The organism is Sulfitobacter sp. F26204 (assembly GCF_026410305.1).
In the GTDB taxonomy this organism is placed as follows: domain Bacteria; phylum Pseudomonadota; class Alphaproteobacteria; order Rhodobacterales; family Rhodobacteraceae; genus Sulfitobacter.
In genome coordinates, this window is record NZ_JAPMLQ010000006.1 from 30,463 (window position 1) to 52,197 (window position 21,735).

Genomic DNA, 21,735 nt, shown 5'->3' on the forward strand with positions numbered 1-21,735 from the left:
CGCCGAAGTCGGCTTTGTCCGCACACCCGGCATTCGGCACCAAGTCGGCCATCCCAGGTCGCCCAGCCCCACGCGTTCCGTAGGGCGGGGTTGATCCCGCCCCCGTTGGGTCAGCCCACCTTCACAATCGCCTTGCCGGTATTGCCACCCGTCAGCAGGTCGATGAACGCTTGTGGCGCGTTCTCAAGCCCTTCGGTGATGTCTTCCTGTACGGCGATCTCGCCGCTGGCGACCTTTGGGGCGACCTCCTTGAGGAAGTCGGGGAAACGGTCCCAGTGGTTGGAGATGATAAACCCGTTAACGGAGAGGAAATTTACCAGAATTGTGCGCCAGAGTTTCGGGGCGGTAAGGCCTGCGCCGCCAGCGTTTTCGCCAAGGCCGCCTGCATTGTACCAGGCGATCATGCCGCAGATCGGGATGCGGCCATGGGGACGCATGAGTGGCAGTACCGCCTCCAGAACCTTGCCCCCGACATTCTCGAAATAGATGTCGATGCCTTTGGGGCATTCATCCTGGAGCGCCGCGCGCAGGGATTTGGCGTCTTCATAGGCGCGGTGGTCAAGGCAAGCGTCAAAGCCAAAGTGATCTACAGCGGTTTTACATTTGTCCGCGCCGCCGGCGATGCCCACGACCCGCAGGCCCAAGGATTTGGCGATTTGTCCGACCATGGAGCCCACTGGCCCCGTGGCGGCGGCAACCATCAGCGTTTCACCCGCCTTGGGTTTGCCATAGGCCATCAGGCCGTGCCACCCGGTCAGACCCGGCATGCCCAGAACACCCAGCGATGTAGTGATATGCGCCTGGTCGGGGTCCAGCTTGCGGCACATCTTGGCATTTGCAACGGCATGGGTTGCCCAGCCAAAGGGGCCAAAGACCATGTCGCCTTCCTTGAGGTGGGATGAATTGGAAGCAATGACCTTGCCCGCGCTACCGCCCTCCATCTTGCCACCAATCGGCACCGGTTCAGCATAGGATTTCGCGTCATCCATGCGCCCGCGCATGTAGGGGTCAAGCGACATGTAGTGGACTTCGACCAGGACTTCGCCTTCGCCGGGGGTGGGCATATCGGCCGTTTCCAGGCGGAAATTCTCAGATGTGGGCGCGCCGTCGGGACGGCTTGCCAGAACGATCTGTTGCATTTGGGTGCTCATGTTCATTTCCTTTGATGAAAGATGTTGGCGCTACCGTGACCTGTGTGTTCGAAATGACAAGGGATAAGGCAAATGACGTTGCGCTCTGGGTTGGGCGAAATGGCCTTGCCGCGATCTTGCCCTTGGCATTCGGCGGTCTGCGGCCTAAAGGAACATCTGAAAGACAAAGGGACTTACCATGGTTGGCAGCGCAAATCTCAATGTAATGATGAAAGCGGCACGCAGGGCGGGCCGCGCGCTGGTCAAGGACTTCCGCGAGGTTGAGCAATTGCAGGTCTCGGTCAAGGGGGCGGGTGATTTTGTAACCAAGGCGGATATTGGCGCGGAAAAGATCCTCAAGGATGATTTGATGGGCGCCCGCCCGACCTATGGTTGGCTGGCCGAGGAGGGTGGCTTTGAAGAAGGGCAGGACCCGACACGCCGCTGGATTGTCGATCCGCTGGATGGCACGACGAATTTTCTGCATGGTTTGGCGCATTGGGCGGTGTCCATCGCATTGGAACACAAGGGCGAAATCGTCGCAGGTGTTGTTTATGACCCGTCAAAGGACGAGATGTTCTTTGCCGAAAAGGGTGCCGGTGCCTGGTTGAATGAGACCCGTTTGCGGGTGTCGGGCCGCCACAAGTTGATCGAAAGCATCTTTGCCACGGGATTGCCCTTTGCAGGGCGCGCCGATCTGCCCGAGACACTCAAGGACCTGGCGCGCATACTGCCGGTATGCGCGGGCGTGCGCCGCTTCGGGGCGGCTTCGCTTGATTTGGCCTATGTCGGTGCCGGACGTTATGACGGTTTCTGGGAACGCCGGTTGAAGCCGTGGGATCTGGCGGCGGGTCTGGTGATCGTGCGCGAAGCCGGTGGCCTGGTCGAACCGCTGGACAAAGGGCGCGATATTCTGGCGGATGGTCAGGTGATCTGTGCCAACGAGCCGATCTTTTCAGGGTTTGCCAAGGCCCTGCGCGGGTAATCAACCGGCGTCAGATGGGTGGTTGATGCCGTCCGTCCATTGGATCGGCTCATAGTCCCAGGGCTTTGCCTGAGCGATGCATCCCAGGTTGATGCCGCATTCTGCGGGGTCTGATCTGCGTTGGTGGTGCGTGTAAATGCCACAGGTTTTGCAAAAGTAATGTTTGGCTGTTTTTGTACCCCAGCAATAAAGTGACAGGTTGTCCGCGCCTTTGGTCACCACCAGCGATGCGGTTGTCGCTGTGACGGCGGCTGCCTGTCTTCGGGCGCAGAACGAGCAGGTACAGCGGCTGATGCGAGAGAAGCCGAAAGGCAGTGTTGCCGTGAGTGTCACTGCACCGCAGTGGCAGGAGGCGGTGATGTCGCAGGAAGCGTTCATTTGCGTCTGACCTTTGGAATACGGCTGTTGTTGATCTCGGGGTAGGTCGCCTCTGGATGCGGAGGATGACCGTCGGTGCGCCGCCAGAAAGCCGGGCCGCCACGGTTGAACCAGACCGGTAGTGCACCCAACAGCCCGGCCACAAAGCCACCGGCATGGGCCCAGAAGGCAACGCCGCCGGCATCTGGATCAGCGCCGAGTCCTCCCAGGAACTGCATGCCGAACCACAGGGTCAGGATGATCCAGGCGGGGATCGGGAAAATGCGGAAAAACACGATGAAGATGATCAGGATGTCGATCTTGGCCTTGGGAAACAGCAGCAGATAAGCGCCCATCACCCCTGCAATGGCCCCCGAAGCCCCGACCATTGGCACGGTCGACGAGGGTTCAAAGGCGACCTGTGTCAGGGCCGCGACCACCCCCGCGGCAAGGTAGAATACCAGATAGGGAAGATGCCCCATCTCTTCTTCTATATTATCGCCGTAAATGTATAGGAACAGCATGTTACCCGCCAGGTGCATCCAGCCGCCATGCAGGAACTGGGAGGTCAGCAGGCTATGAAAACCGTATCCGTTGCTGATGCGGAGAGGCACCATGGCGTAGGAGTCATAAAAGGCATAAAGCGCAGGATCGTTTGGCAACAGGGGCACATAACTGAGGAAAAGGCCGATGTTGAACGCCATCAGGATATAAGTGACATAGGGTACCCGCCCGGACGGGTTATGATCGCGTATCGGAAACATTTTGCCACGCTGGGTGATTGCGCGGGCGGGGTCAAGAGCCTCCGCCTGCGCTGCTGCGCTTTTAGCTGGCTGCCCCCAAAAGGGCGGCATTTCCGCCCGAGGCCGTCGTGTCGACGCAGACATGGCGTTCCGCGCGCACGCGAGCAGGATCAGGCAGGCCCGGGATCAGCGGGATGATCGGGCCTGACCGTTTGGCCAGAGCCTGTTCGATGGCGCGACCGGTATCCGCATCACCCCACCAGAAGACGCCGCCAAAATTTGCTCCGCTGCTGAGGGTGGCCGGGTCGATCTGCCCGCTTGCGCGGATTGCAGTGCCGCCCAGTGCCTCGACGGCACGGGCCTGTGCCTCGGTCGCTTCCTGACCCGGTCCCATGCACAGGAGGGCCGCACGCGGCAGGGTGGTCAGGCGGTTGGATTCGCCTGTCGGGCCGGGCATCGACAGGGTTTCGATGGACGCGTTATGGGTGGTCTTGGGCAAGGGGGGAAGGACGGACTGGCGCGCGCTCCAGGCCTCTTTGGTCTGTTGACGGTCCGGTGCCGCAAAGCGGGTCAGGTAGTGCGGGCCGCCGGCCTTGGGTCCGGTGCCTGACAGGCCTTCTCCGCCAAAAGGTTGGCTGCCGACAATGGCACCGATCTGATTGCGATTGATGTAGATGTTACCTGCCTCGATCCTTTCGGACACATGCTGGACCCTGTCGTCAATGCGGGTGTGCAGACCAAAGGTCAGCCCGTAGCCAGTCGCATTGATCGCGTCGATCACGGTATCGAGTTCATGGGATTTGAAGGTGGCGATGTGCAGGATCGGTCCGAAGATTTCCTGTTTCATGTCGGCTATGCCCTGTACGCGCAGGATGGCCGGAGCCACGAAAGTGCCGGTTGCCGGTGCTTGCAGTTGCGCGACCAGACGACCCTGGGCGCGGGCGGTCTGGACGTGGTTCAAGATGGACTTGCGGGCAAGGTCATCAATAACGGGACCGACATCTGTACTCAGCTCCCAGGGATCACCCATTTTGAGGCATTCCATCGCCCCGATCAGCATCTTTATCAGGTCTTCGGCGATGTCTTCCTGAACATAGAGACAGCGCAGCGCCGAGCAACGCTGGCCAGCCGATTGGAATGCGGATTCAATTATGGCCTGAACCGCCTGTTCGGGCAGGGCGGTGCTGTCCACAATCATTGCGTTCAACCCCCCGGTTTCCGCAATAAACGGAGTGCCGGGCGCGCAGTGGTCGGCCATGTTGGCGCGAATGCGCTGGGCGGTTGCCGTTGATCCGGTAAAGGCCACGCCGTTGATGCGTTTGTCGCCCGTCAGGGCGGCGCCGATGTCCCCGCAACCGGGCAGAAGTTGCAGTGCTGAAACCGGGATTCCAGCCTTGTGCATCAGCGACACGGTGACATAGGCGATCAGGGGGGTCTGCTCTGCGGGTTTGGCGAGCACCGCATTGCCCGCGGCAAGGGCCGCCGAAATCTGGCCACAGAAAATCGCCATCGGGAAATTCCAGGGCGAGATGCAGGTAAAGAGGCCTGCAGGCGGTTCGTTGGTGGCCTGAGCGGCATAGTACCGCAGGAAATCAACACCTTCACGCAATTCTGCCACGCAGTCTGGCAGGCTTTTGCCGGCTTCGCGGGTCAACAGGGCAAAGATTTCGCCAAAGTTGTCTTCCAGCAGGTCGGCAGCCTTGAGCAGGACAGCGCGCCGTTCTGACAAGGGGGCCAGCCAGGGTGCGGCCTTGTCCAGTGCGGTGGCCACATCCGCCATCGACGCATTGCAGACAGTGCCGGGGGAGGCACCAAGATCGGCAGGGTTGGTCACGGCAACTGCGGCTTGTGGTTTGGCCTTGCCCGCGAGCAGCGGTCGCGCCTGCCATTGATGGTTGGCAAAGGGGGCACGGGCCTTTTCGATCTTGTCCAGCGTCTGGGTATGGGACAATTCGAAGCCTCTTGCATTGGCGCGCACCGGGGCAAAGATCTCGGGGCCTTTGGGGATTACCAGATTTGTCGGCAGCTCAAGCAGTTCAAAGGGATCGGCGGCGACGACTTCCGGGGGTACGTCCTCATCGACGATCTGGTTTACAAAGCTGGAGTTTGCACCATTTTCCAGCAAACGGCGCACCAGATAAGCCAGCAGATCCTTGTGTGCCCCGACGGGAGCATAGATCCGGCAACGGGTGGCGTGGTCCTTCATCACCAATGTGTGCAGGGTTTCGCCCATGCCATGCAGGCGCTGGAATTCGAAGGCTTCCTTGTCCGTTGCCATATGCAGGACGGCAGTGACGGTATGCGCATTATGGGTCGCAAATTGCGGGTAGATCCGGTCGGTCATGCCCAGAAGTTTGCGTGCGTTTGAAATATAGCTGACATCTGTCGCTGCTTTTTGAGTGAAAACCGGAAACCCGTCGATGCCTTCGACCTGGGCACGCTTGATTTCGGTGTCCCAATAGGCCCCTTTGACCAGACGTACCATGATCTTGCGATCGTGGCGGGTAGCCATGTCATAAAGCGCATCAATCACGGTGCCGGCGCGAGGGCCAAAGGCCTGAACAACGATGCCGAAACCATCCCAGCCTGCAAGGGCGGGCTCAGACATCACGCGGTCGATCACGTCCAGGGACAGGGCCAAACGGTCCGCTTCCTCGGCGTCAACATTCAGCCCCATGCCAGCGGATTTCGCCAGCAGGCACAATGCACGAAGACGCGGGACAAGATCGGTCATCACCGCTTCTTCCTGGGAGACCTCATAGCGTGGATGCAGGGCAGAAAGTTTGACGGAGATGCCGGGATTCTTGCGAATGTCGCTGTCGGTGCAGGCAAGCGCGATGGCGCTGATCGCGCGGGAGTAGCTGAGGTGATAGCGTTTGGCATCCGCCTCGGTACGGGCAGCTTCGCCCAGCATATCGTAGCTGTAGGTGAATCCCTTCTTCTCCATCCCGGCGGCACGTTCCATCGCCGATGTGATGTCTTCGCCCAGCACGAACTGACGGCCCATTTCCTTCATTGCGCGGCTGACGGCGGTGCGGATTACCGGTTCACCCAGGCGTTTGATCGCAGCGCGCAGATGGCGCACCGGGCCGGGTTGATCGTCGTCCAGAACCCGCCCTGTCAGCATCAATGCCCAGGTCGAAGCATTGACCAGCGAAGAGGTTGAATGGCCCATGTGGCGGCCCCAGTCGGAGGGGGCGATCTTGTCCTCGATCAGCGCATCGATCGTATCGGCATCGGGCACGCGCAGCAGGGCTTCGGCGAGGCACATAAGCGCGACACCTTCGTCAGTGGACAGGCCGTATTCAGCGAGGAAGACCTCCATCAGGCCCGGCTGTGTGGTGCCACGGATGGCGCGTACCAGATCGGCCGAATTTGCGGAAATCTGTGCGCGTGCTTGCGCGCTCAATTCGGCCTCTGCGACGAGGGTTTTCAATACGGTTTCGGGTGCCGCATAGGCGTCGGCATCAATCAGGTGGCGCAGCGTCGGGGTGGTTTTGGTCATGGCGTCCTCCATCAGGCGTTATTATTACATTACACTAGTCAATAAAGGCGTTTTGCCTTAGCTTGGCCTCAAGCGCAGATAAAATGTTATGTTCAGAAAGGTTTTTTGATGCAAAATGCACAATCTGCGCTGGATCGTTTCGATTATGCGATTCTGTCGGTTCTGGCCGAAGACGGCCGGATCAGCATCACCGATCTGGCCAAACGCATCGGTCTGTCCAAGTCGCCAACGCAGGCCCGCCTGCGCCGGTTGGAAGAACAGGGTGTGATCCTGGGCTATCGCGCGATGCTGGATCCGATCCGGCTGGGCCTTGATCATGTGGCCTTTGTCGAGGTGCGACTGACCGACACCCGGGAAAAAGCCCTGCGTGCGTTTAACGCTGCGGTCGTCAAAGTGCCGGAAATTGAACAGGCGCATATGATCGCCAGCCATTTTGATTATCTGCTGAAAGTGCGGACCCGTGACATGACCGCCTATCGCAAGTTTCTGGGCGAAACCATATCTGCACTGCCGCATGTGTCGAATACCTCGACCTATGTTGCGATGGAGGCGGTGAAAGAGACGATGTTGTCTGACGGAAGCTGACGGGCGGCCCTGTCCTCCGGCGGCTGGAAAACCGGGACGCTGACCATTTACATGGGGTGCCGGTTGCGCTTATCTGCGCCGCGATGCGGGCGTGATGGAATGGTAGACATACCAGACTTAAAATCTGTTGGGCCTTGTGCCCGTGTGGGTTCGAGTCCCACCGCCCGCACCATAATCCTTTCACGCAGTGGAACGATAACTCAGCCTACCCGATTGGGCTGAGCTGTAAACGCGCTTTTGGCGCGATAAAGGCCTGGCCGGTTTCAGTTATGTGACACACTTTGAACCTTAAGGCTTTGGCACCAGTTCCATACAATCTTTTCGGCCACGTATCATGGTTGTCGTGCGGCGCAACGGGGGGGGCGGCAACGGCTCTGTACAAACGGTCTTGCAAATTTGTGGGTTCCGGCTAGCCTCGCGCCTCTGGGAGGTACTTACATGAAACTAATGAATTCACTTTTGTCCGGCGTTGCCGTGGCATTCGCTTTTTCGCTGGCCGGGCCGGTTTTCGCGCAGGAATGTCCGCGCGGGGATCTGGATGCGCGGTTTTGCGATGTTGATGGCGATCTGATTGCTGATACGCCCACCGACCCCGCGCAACTGGTCGATCCTGACACATTGGTCTTTGCCTATACACCCGTCGAGGACCCGGCCGTTTACAAGGCGGCCTGGGCGGATTTTCTGACACATCTGGAATCGGAAACGGGCAAATCTGTAGTGTTCTTTCCGGTACAAAACAACGCTGCCCAGATTGAGGCGATGCGATCGGGGCGTTTGCATATTGCCGGTTTCAACACCGGGTCAAACCCGCTGGCGGTGAACTGTGCGGGGTTCAATCCCTTTACCATCATGGCCTCAAAGGACGGCAATTTCGGCTATGAGATGGAAATCATCACCTATCCGGGATCGGGCATCGAAAAGGTCGAAGACATCAAAGGGAAACAACTGGCATTTACCTCGCCGACATCGAATTCGGGGTTCAAGGCACCAAGTGCGATCCTGAAAAGTGATTTCGATCTGCTGCCCGAGCGCGACTTTGAGCCTGTTTATTCCGGCAAGCACGATAACTCGATCCTTGGTGTGGCAAACAAGGATTATCCGGCGGCCTCAATCGCCAATTCGGTCAAGACCCGGATGATCAGCCGCGACGTGATCAAAGAAGAAGACGTCAAGGTGATCTATAAATCGCAGACCTTTCCGACGACCGGTTTTGGGACCGCGCATAACCTGACGCCCGAGCTCAAAGAAAAGATCCGCAATGCGTTCTTTAACTTCGAGTGGGACGGGACCTCGCTGCAGGTTGAATTCGAAAAGTCCAACGAAGGCCAGTTCCTGCCGATCACATACCAGGAATTCTGGGAAGTGATCCGCAAGATCGATGCCGCAAATGGCGTCAGCTATTCTTGCGAGTGAAGACTGATCAGGCAGGCCTTGGGGTCTGCCTGATCCAACGACAACATCAGGGGCGGGGGGGCTTTCATGCTGCGGCTTGAGAAGCTAGTTAAGACATACAAGACCGGTGATCAGGCGCTCAAGGCCGTTGATCTGGAGGTGCCGGAAGGCCAGGTTCTGGCGTTGATCGGCCCCTCGGGAGCGGGTAAATCGACGCTGATCCGTTGTATCAACCGGCTGGTCGAACCGACATCGGGCAAGGTTTGTCTTGGCGATGTCGACCTGACCGGTTTGTCTTCGGGCCATCTGCGCCGCGAGCGTCGCCGGATGGGCATGATCTTTCAGGAATATGCGTTGGTGGAGCGGTTGAGCGTCATGGAAAACGTCCTGTCCGGGCGGTTGGGCTATGTCGGATTCTGGCGCAGCTTTCTTCGACGCTACCCGCAATCGGACGTGGACGAAGCCTTTCGTTTGCTCGACCGTGTCGGTCTGGCCCATATGGCGGACAAACGTGCGGATGAGTTGTCCGGCGGACAGCGCCAGCGGGTCGGTATTTGCCGTGCATTGATCCAGAATCCGGCGCTGTTGTTGGTGGATGAACCCACGGCCTCACTTGACCCCAAGACCTCGCGTCAGATCATGCGTCTGATATGCGAATTGTGCAAGGAGCGGGGCCTGGCGGCAATCATCAACATCCATGATGTCGCACTGGCGCAGATGTTTGTGCAGCGTGTCATCGGCCTGCGCCTGGGCGCGGTTGAATTCGATGGCCCGCCCGAAGGTTTGACGCCTGATGTTCTGACATCGATCTATGGCGAGGAAGACTGGGAAGCGACCATCGCACCTGTCGACGAGGATGACACGCTTGAGGCCGCGCAATGAGCGAGGTTGATACCCTGATCGGGAAAACCTGGCGCAAACCGTCGTTTATCAAAAGGCGCTGGTTGCGCTGGGCGCTGATACTCGGGGCGCTCGCCTATCTTGTTGCGGCCTATATGACGATCGACGTGAACTGGGTGCGGGTCTATGAAGGTCTGGAGCGCGGCAAGAAATTTGTGCTGGCCTTCACCAGCCCCGATTTCACCTCTCGTTCTTCCGATATTTACGATGGGATGCTGGAAAGTATCATCATGACGATCGCCGCATCTGTGGTGGGGATCGCCATTTCCATCCCGATTGCATTGGGTGCCGCGCGCAATATCGCCCCGTTGCCGGTCTATTTGATCTGCCGCGGCATCATTGCAGTAAGCCGCGCATTGCAAGAGATCATTGTGGCAATCCTTTTGGTTGCGATTTTCGGGTTCGGGCCGCTTGCAGGGTTTCTGACGCTGAGTTTTGCCACGATCGGATTCCTTTCCAAACTCCTTGCCGAAGACATCGAAAGCATGGACAAGGTCCAGGCCGAAGCGATCAAGGCCTCGGGAGCGAAGTGGACGCAATGGATCAACTATGGGGTGCAACCGCAGGTCATGCCGCGTCTGATCGGCCTCAGCATCTACCGCCTCGACATCAACTTTCGCGAAAGTGCCATTCTCGGGCTTGTGGGTGCGGGCGGTATTGGTGCCACCTTGAACACGGCCTTCGACCGGTATGAATATGACACGGCAGCGGCAATCCTGATGCTGATCATCCTGATCGTCATGGCGCTGGAATATCTGTCCGGGGTGATCCGGGCGAGGGTACAATAATGCCGGTGCAAGATCTCAAGGGCAGCAAGATATGGCAGCGACGTACAGGCCGCGAAAGTCTGTTCCATTGGGTGCTGTGGCTGATCGGTGTCGCCGTCTTCGCGTATTGCTGGCAGCAGATTTCGGCCTCGACCACATGGTTTTTTGTCTGGGATGCCCCGCGCATTGCCCATGACATCTGGACCCGCGCGACACCGCCGCGCTGGGAGTACATATCCCAATTGGGCAAACCGATCTGGGACACGCTGAACATCGCCACGCTGGGCACGATCTTTTCGCTGGTGCTTGCCGTGCCGGTGGCCTTTCTGGCGGCGCGCAATACCACGCCGTCGCGGTTTCTGATCCGGCCGATCGCATTGCTGATCATCGTGTCGACGCGTTCGATCAATTCGCTGATTTGGGCATTGCTGCTGATCGCCATAATCGGGCCTGGTGTTTTTGCTGGTGTGATCGCAATTGCGATACGCTCTGTCGGGTTTTGTGCCAAGTTGCTTTATGAGGCGATCGAGGAGATCGACCAGACCCAGGTCGAGGCCATCACGGCAACAGGTGCGTCACGTTGGCAGGTGATGGCCTATGGTATCGTTCCTCAGATTTTGCCAGCCTTCGCAGGCATTGCTGTATTCCGCTGGGACATCAATATTCGCGAATCTACGGTATTGGGGTTGGTCGGTGCTGGTGGCATCGGTCTGCAGCTCTCTTCGTCCCTCAACGTGCTGGCCTGGCCGCAAGTTTCCTTGATCCTGCTGGTGATCCTTGCTGCGGTCGTGATTTCGGAATGGGTATCTGCCAAAGTTCGGGGCGCGATCATTTGAACCTTACCGACGCTTTTGCCCGTTATGAGGCCGTGCGCCACCGTTTGCCGATGGTCCAGGCAGGCGTGACCAGCCAAAAGGTTGAAAACCTTGATTTCCTTGCCGAGCACATGGATGTTTTCCTGCTGGATGCCTTTGGGGTTCTGAACATCGGTGAGACCGCGATTGCCGGGGTGCCGGAACGGGTGGCGGCCTTGCAGAAGGCAGGCAAGCGGGTGATGGTCGTTTCTAATGCCGCAGGCTATCCTCATGCCATGTTGATGGAGAAATACAAACGACTTGGCTATGATTTTGCCCCGGAGGATGTCATCACCAGCCGCAAGGCGACACTGCATGCCCTGCATCAGACGGAACCGGGTGCCTGGGGGTTGATGGCCACCGAAAGTTTGGGGCGCGGCGATATAGAGCCGTTTGACATGCGCTATCTGGACGAGGATGCCGCAGCCTATGGCGAGGTTGAGGCCTTTGTTCTTTTGGGCAGTGCCAACTGGACCGAAACGCGCCAATCCCTGCTGGAGGCTGCGTTGAAAAGAGCGCCGCGGCCTGTCTATGTTGGCAACCCCGATATCGTGGCCCCGCGGGAGCACGGCTTTTCAGTCGAGCCGGGTCTTTTTGCGCATCGTCTGGCGGATCAAACCGGTGTCGAGCCGCAGTTTTTCGGCAAACCCTTTGGAAATATCTTTGACTTGGCCTTTGCGCAGCTTGGCACGGTCGACCGGGAACGGACGGTGATGGTTGGCGACAGTCTTCATACCGATATTTTAGGTGGGCAGGCCGCGGGGGTGAGAACCGCCTTGATCGCAGGATACGGCTTCTTTGCTGGTCATGATGTCGATGTGGCCATTGAGGCATCGGGAATTCGGCCTGATTTCATTTTACAACGTCCCTGACCCAAGGGGGGAAGCCGCAGCGTGGTTGGTGCTTAGATGGCGGGTAGGCTTGGGTCGCCGGCCTAGTCTCCCCTGGCATGTATTGCTCGCGGTGCGCCAATTGCCGCTGCGGTGAGTCCGGTCGGGTTATGCGTGATGCCATCAGTGAGGAGGTCAATCAGAAGTTTTGTAGAAACGGCGCAGTTGCCCGGCATACCGGTGAGATGTGGTTCACTGGGCCTGTCTGGTTCATCACGGGCCTGTGGGGCGGGGTGCCTCGGTCTTGTTCAACCGGACAGTGCCTTCCAGCGGTGGCAGGCCACGTTGTGCTCGGGACCGGCGGTTTCCAGTTTTGGTTCTTCGACGCGACAGCGATCAATTGCCATAGGGCAGCGGGTCTGGAACTTGCAGCCCGGTGGCGGGTTGGTGGGCGAGGGGATCTCGCCCTCCAACTTCTGCGCTTTGCCGCGATCGTCAGGATCAAGCGAGGGGATCGCCGACAGCAACGCCTGCGTGTAGGGATGGCGCGGCGTTGAAAACAATGTGCGCGTCGGTGCTGTTTCCACCAGACGGCCCAGATACATCACAGCCACATGATCACAAACATGGGCAACCACGCTAAGATCGTGGCTGATAAAGAGAAACGTCAGCCCCATCTCTTCCTGAATCGCTTTGAGCAGGTTCAAAACATCTGCCTGAATAGAGACATCAAGGGCAGCGACGCTTTCATCCGCAACAATGAAATTGGGACCGGAGACCAAGGCCCGCGCAATCGAAATCCGTTGACGTTGCCCGCCAGAGAACGCATGGGGAAAGCGGCGCAGGTGTTCAATGTTCAAGCGGCATTTTGCAGCAATCTCGCGCACACGTTCGTCGGTTTCGGCCCGCGATCCGGTCAGGTTCATCACGTCGAGCGGTTCGGCTATGATGTCACGGACTGTCATGCGCGGGCTTAAGGCAGCGTAGGGGTCCTGAAAAATCAGCTGCGCCCGTTTGCGGTAATCCTTGAGTTCTTTTTTGCCGAGGCCCTTAAGCGCATAGGACACTTCACCATCGTCAAACAGAACATCCCCTTTGGTGATCGGCGCGGCGCGCAGCATGGCGCGGCCCAGCGTGGTTTTGCCGGACCCGCTTTCGCCCACAAGGCCGAAAAAACTGCCCGGCGCGATTTCGATGGTGACGTTTTCGACCGCACCGACATAGGGCTTCGGTCCGATCAATCCGCCGCGCTGGGGGTAGTGAACGGAAAGGTTCTGCGCTGTGATGAGGGGTTTTTCGCTCATGCCGTTTCCCCTTGCTCGTCATGCAAATGACAGGCGGCGGCGTGGTCGGTATCTACTTGCGAAAACTTCGGAATTTCGTTGGCGCACCGCGCGCCGATCACTTCCTGACAGCGCGTGTGATAGACACAGCCCGAAGGCCGTTCGAGCGGCGACGGAATATCGCCCGGTATCGGCGTGAGCGGTGCGTCGATGTCCTCAAGCGTCGGCAAAGCGGCCAGCAATCCACGGGTATAGGGATGCGCCGGCCGGCGGATCACGTCGCGTACGGTGCCCTGCTCGACCAGCCTGCCCAGATACATTACCGCGACCTTATCCGCCGTTTGGGCAATCACGCCAAGGTCATGGGTGATGAAAATGATGCCCATGCCGAACTCGCTCACGAGGTCTTTCATCAGGTCAATCACCTGCGCCTGAATGGTGACATCCAGCGCCGTTGTCGGTTCATCGGCGATGAGGAGTTTCGGCTTGGTTGATAGCGCCATGGCGATCATGGCGCGTTGGCGCATGCCGCCGGAGAGTTCGAAGGCATATTGGCCAAAGCGCGTCGAGGCGTCGGAAATCCCGACGCGGTCCAGCATCTCGATGGACAACTCCCTGGCCTGCGCTTTGGAGAAATCGGTGTGGATCATAAGTTGTTCCACCATCTGTTCACCGATTGAAATTGCAGGTGCAAAGCTGGCCATGGGTTCCTGAAAGATCAGCGATATGGCTCCGCCGCGCACCACCTTCATCTCGGTATCGGTTTTCAGGGACATTACATCCACCGGCCCATCCTCCAGATGTAGGGTGATCCGGCTGTCAGGGCCGTAGATGGCATTGCCCGCGTTCAGCTTCATCAGCGACTTGGCGGTCACGGATTTGCCAGAGCCGGACTCGCCCACCAACCCCATGACCTCGCCCGCCTCAAGGCTGAAGGACACGTCTTCTACAGCGGTGATGCGCCCCTCGTCAGTGTCAAATTGCAGGGTCAGGTTTTCGACATCAATCAGACGGCTCATTTTTTGGTGTCTCCGTAGGGGTCCGCTGCATCGCGCAGCCCGTCACCGACAAAAACAAAAGCCATGACAAGAACGATAAAAAAGATCACCGGAATGAAATACCATTGATAATTCAACAGAACGTCGGCGCTGGTCACGTTTTGGAGCATCACGCCGAGCGAGTTCACAGGGTCCTTCAGTCCCAGTCCGATAAAGCTGAGTGCGGTTTCGGACAGCACCATATAGGGAAAGGATATGACCAGATCGACAATGATATAGCTGGTGAAACTGGGCAGCAGATGTTTGCGGATGACATGACCCGATGAGGCACCGCAAAGCTGCGCGGCGAGTACATATTCCTGATTTCTTTCGGTCAGCAGATGGGTGCGCACGCGCCGCGCCAATGTCGGCCAGCCGATGAAGCCAAGGATGATCGAGATGAAGAAAAACCTTTCTTCCGCGCTCCAGGTGTCAGGAATGAAAGCGGCCAGCGCCATGAACAGCGGGATAGCGGGAATCGTGCGCACGGCATCGGTGATCATTTGTATGATGGAATCTACCCAGCCGCCGTAAAAACCGGAAACCCCGCCGATAATGAGCGCGAGGACAAAGGCGATGAATACGCCGATCGTGCCCACGGCCAGCGACGTGTTGATGGCATGGAAGGTGCGCGAGAATATATCCTTGCCCGTGGAATCCGTACCGAAAAGATGTACATAGCCTTCATCCAGTCCGAATAGATGCCTATCAAAGGTCATGAAGAACAGCTGATACTCAGCGCCTTGAACGAAGAATTTCAGGTATTGGCGTTTGTCTTTGTTGACGGTTGTGACCCAGCGGAAATTTGTCGCAGCGGATCGTTCCCGTTCCAGTGCATAAACGAACGGTCGCAAGGAGCACCCATTGTCGTCGCAGAACTTCGGGATCGTCGGTGCCCCGTTCAAGTAATCCTTGTCGCGCCCCGCAATCGTCGGATCATAGGGCGTGAGGAACGACGCGAAAATGCCCGATAAGATCAGGATAACCAGCACCCAGGCTCCGACCATCGCGGCCTTTTGTTTCTTGAAGCGGGTCCAGATCAATTGCCCCTGTCCAGCCGTGAAATAGGCGTCCTTGGCGGATTGATCGACGTTCGCATCATAGATATTTGTTTCGGTCATGTAGTTACCCTAGAATGCTGCGGCGGATGCGCGGGTCGACAATGGCCAGCGTAATGTCGGTGATGAAATTGATCGCGACAATGCTGCCCGTGAGGAAGAAAATAATCGCGCCGGCAAGCTGTTGATCGTTGGAACGGGCCAGCGCCTCGATCAGAAGCGAGCCTGCTTCGGTCAGCGTCAGGATCAGCGCCACGATGGGCAGTTCGTTGAAGATGCGGTTCAGGTCAAACCCCAGCGAATTGATGATCGGGCTAAGCGCATGCCGCGCCGGATAGCGCATCAGCAAACGCCGTCCAGAGACCCCTCGTGCAGCGGCCGCGGTGACGTAAAGCTTGCCAATCTCGTCCGACATCAGTGCTCTTACGGTCTGGATCGCAAAGGCGGTTGCCGACCAGCCAAGGATGAACACCGGCAACCATACATGGCTGAGGAAATCCTTGATCCTGGGCCAGTCCCAGGCGGCATCGCGAAATTCGGGTGAGAACAGCCCGGTCAGGCTGTTGCCGAAAACCATCGTGGAAAACAACATGATCATCAGCGCCAGCAGAAAGTTTGGCAATGCAAGGCCAAGGTAGCTGATGATGCGCAGACCGTTGTTGAGGAAGGGATTGCGCGAAGTTGCGGCAATGATGCCGACCGGGATCGCAATGGCATAGGCCAGCAGCAGCGACCCAAGGCAGATGCCGATGCTGAGCCAAACCTTTTGTCCCAGCAATTGATTGATGTTCAGGCGTAAGATGCAGCTGTCGCCGAATTCCCCCTGAAAGGCGTTGAAAATCCATTTCACCCAGCGTTCAAAGAAAGGGCGATCGAGGCCAAGACGCACGCGTTCGGCTTCAATATCGGCGATGGATATTTGTGCTCCCTGTGAATTCTTGAAAGCGAGGTAGCGTTCGGCGCAATCGCCGGGCACCAGCTCCATCAGGGAAAAAACGATAAAAGAGACAAGACAGAGCGTGAAAAAGGCCAGAACCGCGCGGATGGCCGCAAAACGTAGAAATTGAACCATGCCTTCATGCGCCCCGTGGAAACTATGACCCTTGCGGGCCTCGAAATTGGTCATCATTGCGGGCAGCCCAGGCAACCCGCAATATCCTTGCTAGATCAGGGGTTTATTCGTCAAGAAACCACTGAGCTGGACGGTAGGGATAAGTCCGGTAATAGGCATAGGACGCGGTCTTGAACGGTGGTGCGTTCTTGAGCGCGGCGGATTTGTAGATCGGTTTCTGTTCTTTCACAGTACCGATGAACAGCAGATTGCCGGTCATGTTTTCAACCAGTTTCAGGCCAAGCGCGTCGGATTCAGGCGTGCCCACTGGTGATGCCTGAAACGCTTTGATGTCCTCCATCATTTGCTTTGCGAAAGCAGGTGGTTCGACACCGGATGCGCCATCAGAATCGACCCATTCGCCCCAAAGCATCGCGGTGCGCATGTTGAAATAGTTGTCATAGGGCGGGATGAATATCTCACCGTTGCCCAGTACGACTGCCAGCGGTACGGATTTCTCGAACATGGTCACATCAAGCTGGTTGGAGGACTGTGACGAACGGTATTCGTCCGTTGTGACCTCTTTCACCGTGTTGTTGATGCCCACGTCGCGCCAGCTTTGTCCGACCAGTTCGACGATCTTGATCGAGATGCCTTGCGTTGCAACCTGCAGGTTCAGCACCAGCGGCTCTCCGTTTGGTAATTCGCGCATGCCGTCACCATCCGTATCGACAACGCCGATTTCATCAAGCAATTGCTTTGCCAGGTCCGGGTCATATTGCGCAAAATGCTGTTCCCATTCCGGGGTCACAAAATCCGGGGTTGGGGAAAAGCCCACATATTGTTGCGGTGTGCCGAGGCCGAACATTGCCACTTCGTTGATTTCTTCCCGGTTCATGGCAACCGACATGGCCTGACGGAATTTGAGGTCTCCAAAGACCTTGCGCTTTTCAAGATCTTCGGCGGTAACGTTGAATGCAAAGGTCGGCATCGTGATGTCCGGTTTCAGATCAATGACAAATCCGGCCTTTTCCTGATTTTCCATCAGAAGCGGCACATAATCGATCTGCAAGGCCTGAGCTTTGTAATCGACTTCACCGTTGACCAGTTTCAGCAGGCGCACTTCACTTTCACTTACGAAGATCTCGTCCATTTCGTTGATATAGGGTAGCTGGTTTCCCGCCGTGTCGACCTTGAAATAATAGGGGTTGGCGACAAAGGTGCGCCCTTCGGTGGTCTCTGATGTAACGATGTGGCTTTCCAGTGTGGGGGCGGCATCAAGGGGCAGGCCTGCAACCTTGTCGGGATGGGCCAGCATCGGGGTTGGCGTATCCATCCAGTCGGAAGATCCGTAATAAGCCTTGACCAGCGCATAACCGTCCTCAAACCCGAGCGACTGTGCCAAACTGTCCGCATCAGGGTTGATGGCAGGATGGTATTGACCCAGGAAATGTTTGGGCTGGAAACCCTGGGCGTAATGGTTAGCAAAATGTGCAAGGAAGCCAGGCTTGGGCACCGGCATGTTGAAGCGCACGGTCTGTGCGTCGATCACGTCGACCGTCATCGGCTCGCCACCTGCCAGGACATAGTCTTTGGGGCTTTCGATCACATTCGGGTCAAGTTGCAGGTTCTCATACCAGAACTCGACATCTTCGGCGGTGAAGGGCTCGCCGTCGGACCATTTGTGACCCTTGCGCAGAACGAAAGTGAGCTGGGTAAAGTCGTCATTCCAGGACCAGCTTTTGGCGACATTGGGTACGATGGTTGTCAGATCGTCGGCGTAGCGCACAAGATTCACATGGCGCACGGACATGAAATCCGACGTGCCTGCCTCGGTGGCGTTGGACAAGGCATTGAAGGTGCCGCCGTATTTGCCGACCATGTCATAGGGGGCGACAACCAGCGGTTCGCTGGGCAAGCGCTCTGCCAGGGGAGGCATGTCCGGATTGCCGCGGATCTTGGCGTTCATTGCGGCGATGTCGGGATTCTCTGACAGTTCAAGAGTGCAATTGGCGGCGGTTTGGAACTCTGCCAGTTCGTATTGCTGCGGAAAGGCACCGGGTGCAACGCCCATCGGGTCGGCTACGGTGACAGCAGGGCAGGCGGCCAGTGCAGCCCCGCCAAACGCCACCATGGCCGCGCTGGATAATAGGATTTTCTTCATAGGTATCTCCTTGTTGGTTTTCGCGGTTTTTCCACGATTCATTACAGTGGGCATCTTGCCCGATTTGATGCCCCGGCGCGGGGGAATCCTGTCTGGGTTAGCAAAGCTTTGTAAGCCTTTTGTGACAGGCGATAATGTACAATTCCCCGTTGTAGAATGGGGTACACAGGTCCGGCCGTTTCAAAGACACACAACGGTTTCGCCCGAAAAAGGCGCGGCCCTGACAAGGCAGCCGGAGAAGGGATCTGGCATTAATTTTCCCAGCAGATTGGCGCAGTAGCCAATAATAATCCAACTGAGTCAACGGATTCTAAGTTTACGCGGTTTGAATGCGGCGGGTGCAGGGCCTGATTTGGCCGGGTGATACACCTATTGTCCGCCTCGCGGAGGGAGGCTACTGGCGGTTTCGCAAGGCTTCGCGCGGACCGTCTGGTGTGATCGACACCAGCGCAAGCGTATGGTCCATGTTTTTCATTCTGTGGCGCAGCATCAATCTGGACATGCGGGCCAGATCGGCCTGATATTCAGGGCGATCGGCAACATTGACAGAGTCTCCTCCGGCCTCGAAATCGTAGAGGATCGGAGGTAAATCAGCGGCGAATTCGACCAATGTGAACCGCCCATCGCGCAGGATCGACAGAGAGGAATCGCTGGGCCCGGTACGAAGCGCCTGTTCCCAGAGCGTGGGGGCTTGTGGTTCCGAGAAATCCAGTTCCGAAAATGATTGAATGCGCCAGTCTTGCGGCGTTTCGCCCTGCAACAGGGGCAAGAGCGACCTGCCATCCATTGAGTTTGGCACCCCTTGGCCCACCCAATCAAGGATGGTGGGCGTGATGTCTATGGTTTCGACCGGCTGGTTTACCACCGTACCTGCGCGTGCGACATTTCCCGGCTGGCGGATGATCAAGGGTGTATGAAAAGCCGCGTCATGGACGGTGAACTTGCTCCAGCTATGATGGTCCCCCAGCATCTCGCCATGATCTGCTGTTACAATCAGAAGGGTGTCGTCATATTGCCCGCTGTCTTTCAGGAATTGAACAACCCGTCCGATGTGCTGATCCACCTCGGTGATCAATCCCATGTAAATTGCGCGCAGGGCCTGGATGGTGTCATCCGTGGCTGCGAGCTCGGGGAAGCCGACAACATTGTCCGCAGGGGTTTTGGCCGCGATGGTCGGGCCAAAGAACGGATGGTTCGCGATCTCGTCCTCTGGTGTGTCCAGCCGTCGGGGCAGGGGCAGGCTGGCCGGATCATACATATCGTTAAAGGGCGCAGGTGCCACCAGCGGCGGGTGCGGCCGGATATAGGTCAGATGAGCAAACCAGTTGGCGTCGCGATAAGCGGGCATCACCTCTAGAAATCGATCGGTGAGAAAGGCGGTATCGCTGTCCTCTGCGCGGTAGAATGCCGGGTCATTGATGCGGCGGCTGCGCCCTTCGGGTGCAACAGGTTTGTAGACATCCGCATAAGTGTCGAAATCATATCCCCGATTGATCAGATGGGAACGCCATGGAAAGGACATCTCAAAGCGCATTTCGACAACTTCGTGAAAGCCGTTCATCGGGTATTCATAGCTGCGCAGCGCCGGATCGTTTTCATGCCGGACACGCGGGTCCTGCGCCGTGTCTGTATAGCCGAACAGCATTGGTACATAGCCGGCCTTGCGCATTTCGGTCGCCACATTGGGGGTGTCATGGCGCAGCGGGGTTCCGTTGCGCACTGAACGGTGGTTCATCGCATATTGGCCTGTCAACAAGGACGCCCGCGACGGCCCACATGGGTTTACGACAGAGAAATGGCGATCGAAGGTGACCGCATCGGCCATCAATGCGCGCAGGTTCGGGATTTCCATATGACGGGCCAGATCGCCAAAGACGCAATCCGCTCTGAGTTGGTCAATCACGATGAACAGTACATTTTTCCGTGGGCCCATCACGCGAATCCTCTTTGTTGTCGTTCCCAGATAACTCGCAAAGACGGCGCTCTGGAAAGGGTGATTTGAATTCGGGGCAATAGAGGGCATGTAATGGCGAAATAATCTGTTAACACTGTCCCAAGATTACGATTGGTTTCGTGCAGCCCAGTTCAGATTGATCAAGGACGGTCATGGCCCCTTCTATCATCGCGATTATCCTTGCTGCCGCGATGCTGCATGCTGTTTGGAATGCAATCGTGAAAACGGCAGCGGACCGTACGACGACATTGGGTTTGGTCGCCCTTGGACATACCTTGCCAGGCGTGGTGATGGTTATCCTCTTGCCTTTGCCGAACATCGAGAGTTTTGGTTATATCGCGCTTTCGACGGTGATTCATTTCGGTTATTTCTACTTTCTCGGGCGCGCCTATGCCCATGGCGACCTTGGGGTTGTCTATCCGATCGCGCGCGGCATTGTGCCTGCGCTGGTGTCTCTGTGGGCTTCCCTGTTGCTTGGCGAAGTGCTGGCCCCGCTGGTCTGGGCCGGGATCGGGTTGATTGTGGCCGGGATCGTCCTGAGCAACTGGCGCGCACTTAGGTCGGGGATCGGCACTTCTGCGCTTGGATTCGCGCTGTGCACGGGATTGTGTATTTCGCTTTATTCACTGGTGGACGGGATCGGTGTACGCCTGTCGGGCGCTACATTAAGCTATTGGGCATGGGGGGCGTTTTTACATCTGTTCATCGCCGGATTTGCAGGCTGGCGCAAACGTCGGACCCTGGCGCAATTGCCGGCCGGAATCTGGGCTGTTGGTATCGCCGGAGGGGTGGTGTCAATGATGGCGTATGGCCTTGTTCTATATGCGAAAAACTTTGCGCCACTTGGGGTTGTTTCCGCGTTGCGCGAAACGTCGGTGGTTTTTGCGACATTGATTGGGTACTTTCTGCTGAAAGAGGGCAATCTGACCCGTCGATTGTGCGCGGCGGTTCTGATGGCTTTGGGCATCGCCCTGATCGGGTTGAACACCTGAGAAGAAGATAGAATGTTTCGGCGATGTTTTTCCGCTTCCGCTATTGATTGTTTGCGTCGCTCCTCTAGGTCGCGCTAGATAATAGAAACGAGTTTCCAACCCAAGTATCAGCCAAGAATTGCGAAAAATCGCAGCTGCCTGATGCCAA

General features: G+C 57.4%; 18 protein-coding genes and 1 tRNA gene. 9 read left to right on the forward strand and 10 right to left on the reverse strand.

Going from position 1 to position 21,735, the window contains the following annotated elements; translation table 11 throughout:
* Positions 1-110: 110 nt before the first annotated feature.
* Positions 111-1,151 (reverse strand): NADP-dependent oxidoreductase, encoded by a 1,041-nt coding sequence (locus OS190_RS14250; protein ID WP_267159391.1) that lies wholly within the window; start codon positions 1,149-1,151, stop codon positions 111-113.
* Positions 1,152-1,329: 178 nt separating this feature from the next.
* On the opposite strand from OS190_RS14250, the gene OS190_RS14255 reads away from it, so the two are divergent.
* Positions 1,330-2,115, forward strand: coding sequence for an inositol monophosphatase family protein (locus tag OS190_RS14255; RefSeq protein ID WP_267159392.1), 786 nt, complete (start codon positions 1,330-1,332; stop codon positions 2,113-2,115).
* Here the strand turns inward: OS190_RS14255 and OS190_RS14260 are convergent, their stop codons facing one another.
* The 3 genes from OS190_RS14260 to putA all read right to left on the reverse strand — a co-directional run bounded on the left by OS190_RS14260 (position 2,116) and on the right by putA (position 6,720).
* Entirely contained in the window at positions 2,116-2,493 is a 378-nt protein-coding gene (locus OS190_RS14260; protein WP_267159393.1) for a GFA family protein, read from the reverse strand.
* Positions 2,490-3,236 (reverse strand): rhomboid family intramembrane serine protease, encoded by a 747-nt coding sequence (locus OS190_RS14265; protein ID WP_267159579.1) that lies wholly within the window; start codon positions 3,234-3,236, stop codon positions 2,490-2,492. The genes OS190_RS14260 and OS190_RS14265 overlap by 4 nt, the downstream gene beginning before the upstream one ends.
* 61 nt (positions 3,237-3,297) lie before the next feature.
* Positions 3,298-6,720: a bifunctional proline dehydrogenase/L-glutamate gamma-semialdehyde dehydrogenase PutA gene (gene putA / locus OS190_RS14270; RefSeq protein WP_267159394.1), complete on the reverse strand. Its 3,423-nt coding sequence runs from the start codon at positions 6,718-6,720 to the stop codon at positions 3,298-3,300.
* A 108-nt stretch (positions 6,721-6,828) separates the two neighbouring features.
* Between putA and OS190_RS14275 the strand changes: the two genes are divergently transcribed.
* From OS190_RS14275 to OS190_RS14305, 7 genes are all read left to right on the forward strand, one after another.
* On the forward strand, positions 6,829-7,305 hold the full coding sequence (locus OS190_RS14275; protein WP_267159395.1) for an Lrp/AsnC ligand binding domain-containing protein: 477 nt from the start codon (positions 6,829-6,831) through the stop codon (positions 7,303-7,305).
* Positions 7,306-7,390: 85 nt separating this feature from the next.
* Positions 7,391-7,477 (forward strand) — tRNA-Leu (locus OS190_RS14280).
* Between the two features lie 266 nt (positions 7,478-7,743).
* Entirely contained in the window at positions 7,744-8,718 is a 975-nt protein-coding gene (phnD, locus tag OS190_RS14285) for a phosphate/phosphite/phosphonate ABC transporter substrate-binding protein (RefSeq protein ID WP_267159396.1), read from the forward strand.
* Between the two features lie 66 nt (positions 8,719-8,784).
* Entirely contained in the window at positions 8,785-9,579 is a 795-nt protein-coding gene (gene phnC, locus OS190_RS14290; protein WP_267159397.1) for a phosphonate ABC transporter ATP-binding protein, read from the forward strand.
* The gene (gene phnE / locus OS190_RS14295; protein ID WP_267159398.1) at positions 9,576-10,385 is read left to right on the forward strand and encodes a phosphonate ABC transporter, permease protein PhnE; all 810 of its coding nucleotides are present in this window, start codon (positions 9,576-9,578) and stop codon (positions 10,383-10,385) included. Before phnC ends, phnE (OS190_RS14295) begins: the two co-directional genes overlap by 4 nt.
* Positions 10,385-11,200, forward strand: coding sequence for a phosphonate ABC transporter, permease protein PhnE (gene phnE, locus OS190_RS14300; RefSeq protein ID WP_267159399.1), 816 nt, complete (start codon positions 10,385-10,387; stop codon positions 11,198-11,200). Before phnE (OS190_RS14295) ends, phnE (OS190_RS14300) begins: the two co-directional genes overlap by 1 nt.
* Positions 11,164-12,090, forward strand: coding sequence for an HAD-IIA family hydrolase (locus tag OS190_RS14305; RefSeq protein WP_267159400.1), 927 nt, complete (start codon positions 11,164-11,166; stop codon positions 12,088-12,090). Before phnE (OS190_RS14300) ends, OS190_RS14305 begins: the two co-directional genes overlap by 37 nt.
* A gap of 266 nt (positions 12,091-12,356) precedes the next feature.
* Here the strand turns inward: OS190_RS14305 and OS190_RS14310 are convergent, their stop codons facing one another.
* The 6 genes from OS190_RS14310 to OS190_RS14335 form a co-directional block, all read right to left on the reverse strand.
* Positions 12,357-13,352 carry an ABC transporter ATP-binding protein gene (locus OS190_RS14310; protein ID WP_267159401.1) on the reverse strand — a complete coding sequence of 332 codons (996 nt, stop codon included), beginning with the start codon at positions 13,350-13,352 and terminating at the stop codon, positions 12,357-12,359.
* Positions 13,349-14,350 (reverse strand): ABC transporter ATP-binding protein, encoded by a 1,002-nt coding sequence (locus OS190_RS14315; protein WP_267159402.1) that lies wholly within the window; start codon positions 14,348-14,350, stop codon positions 13,349-13,351. The genes OS190_RS14310 and OS190_RS14315 overlap by 4 nt, the downstream gene beginning before the upstream one ends.
* Positions 14,347-15,489 (reverse strand): ABC transporter permease, encoded by a 1,143-nt coding sequence (locus OS190_RS14320; RefSeq protein WP_267159403.1) that lies wholly within the window; start codon positions 15,487-15,489, stop codon positions 14,347-14,349. The genes OS190_RS14315 and OS190_RS14320 overlap by 4 nt, the downstream gene beginning before the upstream one ends.
* Before the next feature lie 4 nt (positions 15,490-15,493).
* Positions 15,494-16,498, reverse strand: a complete 1,005-nt coding sequence (locus tag OS190_RS14325) for an ABC transporter permease (RefSeq protein WP_267159580.1) — start codon at positions 16,496-16,498, stop codon at positions 15,494-15,496.
* A 103-nt stretch (positions 16,499-16,601) separates the two neighbouring features.
* Positions 16,602-18,641, reverse strand: a complete 2,040-nt coding sequence (locus OS190_RS14330) for an ABC transporter substrate-binding protein (protein ID WP_267159404.1) — start codon at positions 18,639-18,641, stop codon at positions 16,602-16,604.
* A 394-nt stretch (positions 18,642-19,035) separates the two neighbouring features.
* The gene (locus OS190_RS14335; protein ID WP_267159405.1) at positions 19,036-20,574 is read right to left on the reverse strand and encodes an alkaline phosphatase family protein; all 1,539 of its coding nucleotides are present in this window, start codon (positions 20,572-20,574) and stop codon (positions 19,036-19,038) included.
* Between the two features lie 173 nt (positions 20,575-20,747).
* Here OS190_RS14335 and OS190_RS14340 point away from each other — a divergent pair, with 173 nt between their 5' ends.
* Positions 20,748-21,587: an EamA family transporter gene (locus tag OS190_RS14340; RefSeq protein ID WP_267159406.1), complete on the forward strand. Its 840-nt coding sequence runs from the start codon at positions 20,748-20,750 to the stop codon at positions 21,585-21,587.
* Positions 21,588-21,735: the final 148 nt, after the last annotated feature.

What these genes read in the sequence shown, in the direction of transcription:
- phnE (WP_267159398.1), top strand. Translation starts at nt 9,576, where the DNA reads ATGAGCGAGGTTGATACCCTGATCGGGAAAACCTGGCGCAAACCGTCG.
- OS190_RS14250 (WP_267159391.1), bottom strand. Translation starts at nt 1,151, where the DNA reads ATGAGCACCCAAATGCAACAGATCGTTCTGGCAAGCCGTCCCGACGGC.
- phnC (WP_267159397.1), top strand. Translation starts at nt 8,785, where the DNA reads ATGCTGCGGCTTGAGAAGCTAGTTAAGACATACAAGACCGGTGATCAG.
- OS190_RS14325 (WP_267159580.1), bottom strand. Translation starts at nt 16,498, where the DNA reads ATGGTTCAATTTCTACGTTTTGCGGCCATCCGCGCGGTTCTGGCCTTT.
- OS190_RS14330 (WP_267159404.1), bottom strand. Translation starts at nt 18,641, where the DNA reads ATGAAGAAAATCCTATTATCCAGCGCGGCCATGGTGGCGTTTGGCGGG.
- OS190_RS14305 (WP_267159400.1), top strand. Translation starts at nt 11,164, where the DNA reads ATGGGTATCTGCCAAAGTTCGGGGCGCGATCATTTGAACCTTACCGAC.
- OS190_RS14260 (WP_267159393.1), bottom strand. Translation starts at nt 2,493, where the DNA reads ATGAACGCTTCCTGCGACATCACCGCCTCCTGCCACTGCGGTGCAGTG.
- OS190_RS14310 (WP_267159401.1), bottom strand. Translation starts at nt 13,352, where the DNA reads ATGAGCGAAAAACCCCTCATCACAGCGCAGAACCTTTCCGTTCACTAC.
- OS190_RS14315 (WP_267159402.1), bottom strand. Translation starts at nt 14,350, where the DNA reads ATGAGCCGTCTGATTGATGTCGAAAACCTGACCCTGCAATTTGACACT.
- OS190_RS14265 (WP_267159579.1), bottom strand. Translation starts at nt 3,236, where the DNA reads ATGTTTCCGATACGCGATCATAACCCGTCCGGGCGGGTACCCTATGTC.
- OS190_RS14255 (WP_267159392.1), top strand. Translation starts at nt 1,330, where the DNA reads ATGGTTGGCAGCGCAAATCTCAATGTAATGATGAAAGCGGCACGCAGG.
- OS190_RS14320 (WP_267159403.1), bottom strand. Translation starts at nt 15,489, where the DNA reads ATGACCGAAACAAATATCTATGATGCGAACGTCGATCAATCCGCCAAG.
- OS190_RS14335 (WP_267159405.1), bottom strand. Translation starts at nt 20,574, where the DNA reads ATGGGCCCACGGAAAAATGTACTGTTCATCGTGATTGACCAACTCAGA.
- OS190_RS14275 (WP_267159395.1), top strand. Translation starts at nt 6,829, where the DNA reads ATGCAAAATGCACAATCTGCGCTGGATCGTTTCGATTATGCGATTCTG.
- OS190_RS14340 (WP_267159406.1), top strand. Translation starts at nt 20,748, where the DNA reads ATGGCCCCTTCTATCATCGCGATTATCCTTGCTGCCGCGATGCTGCAT.
- putA (WP_267159394.1), bottom strand. Translation starts at nt 6,720, where the DNA reads ATGACCAAAACCACCCCGACGCTGCGCCACCTGATTGATGCCGACGCC.
- phnE (WP_267159399.1), top strand. Translation starts at nt 10,385, where the DNA reads ATGCCGGTGCAAGATCTCAAGGGCAGCAAGATATGGCAGCGACGTACA.
- phnD (WP_267159396.1), top strand. Translation starts at nt 7,744, where the DNA reads ATGAAACTAATGAATTCACTTTTGTCCGGCGTTGCCGTGGCATTCGCT.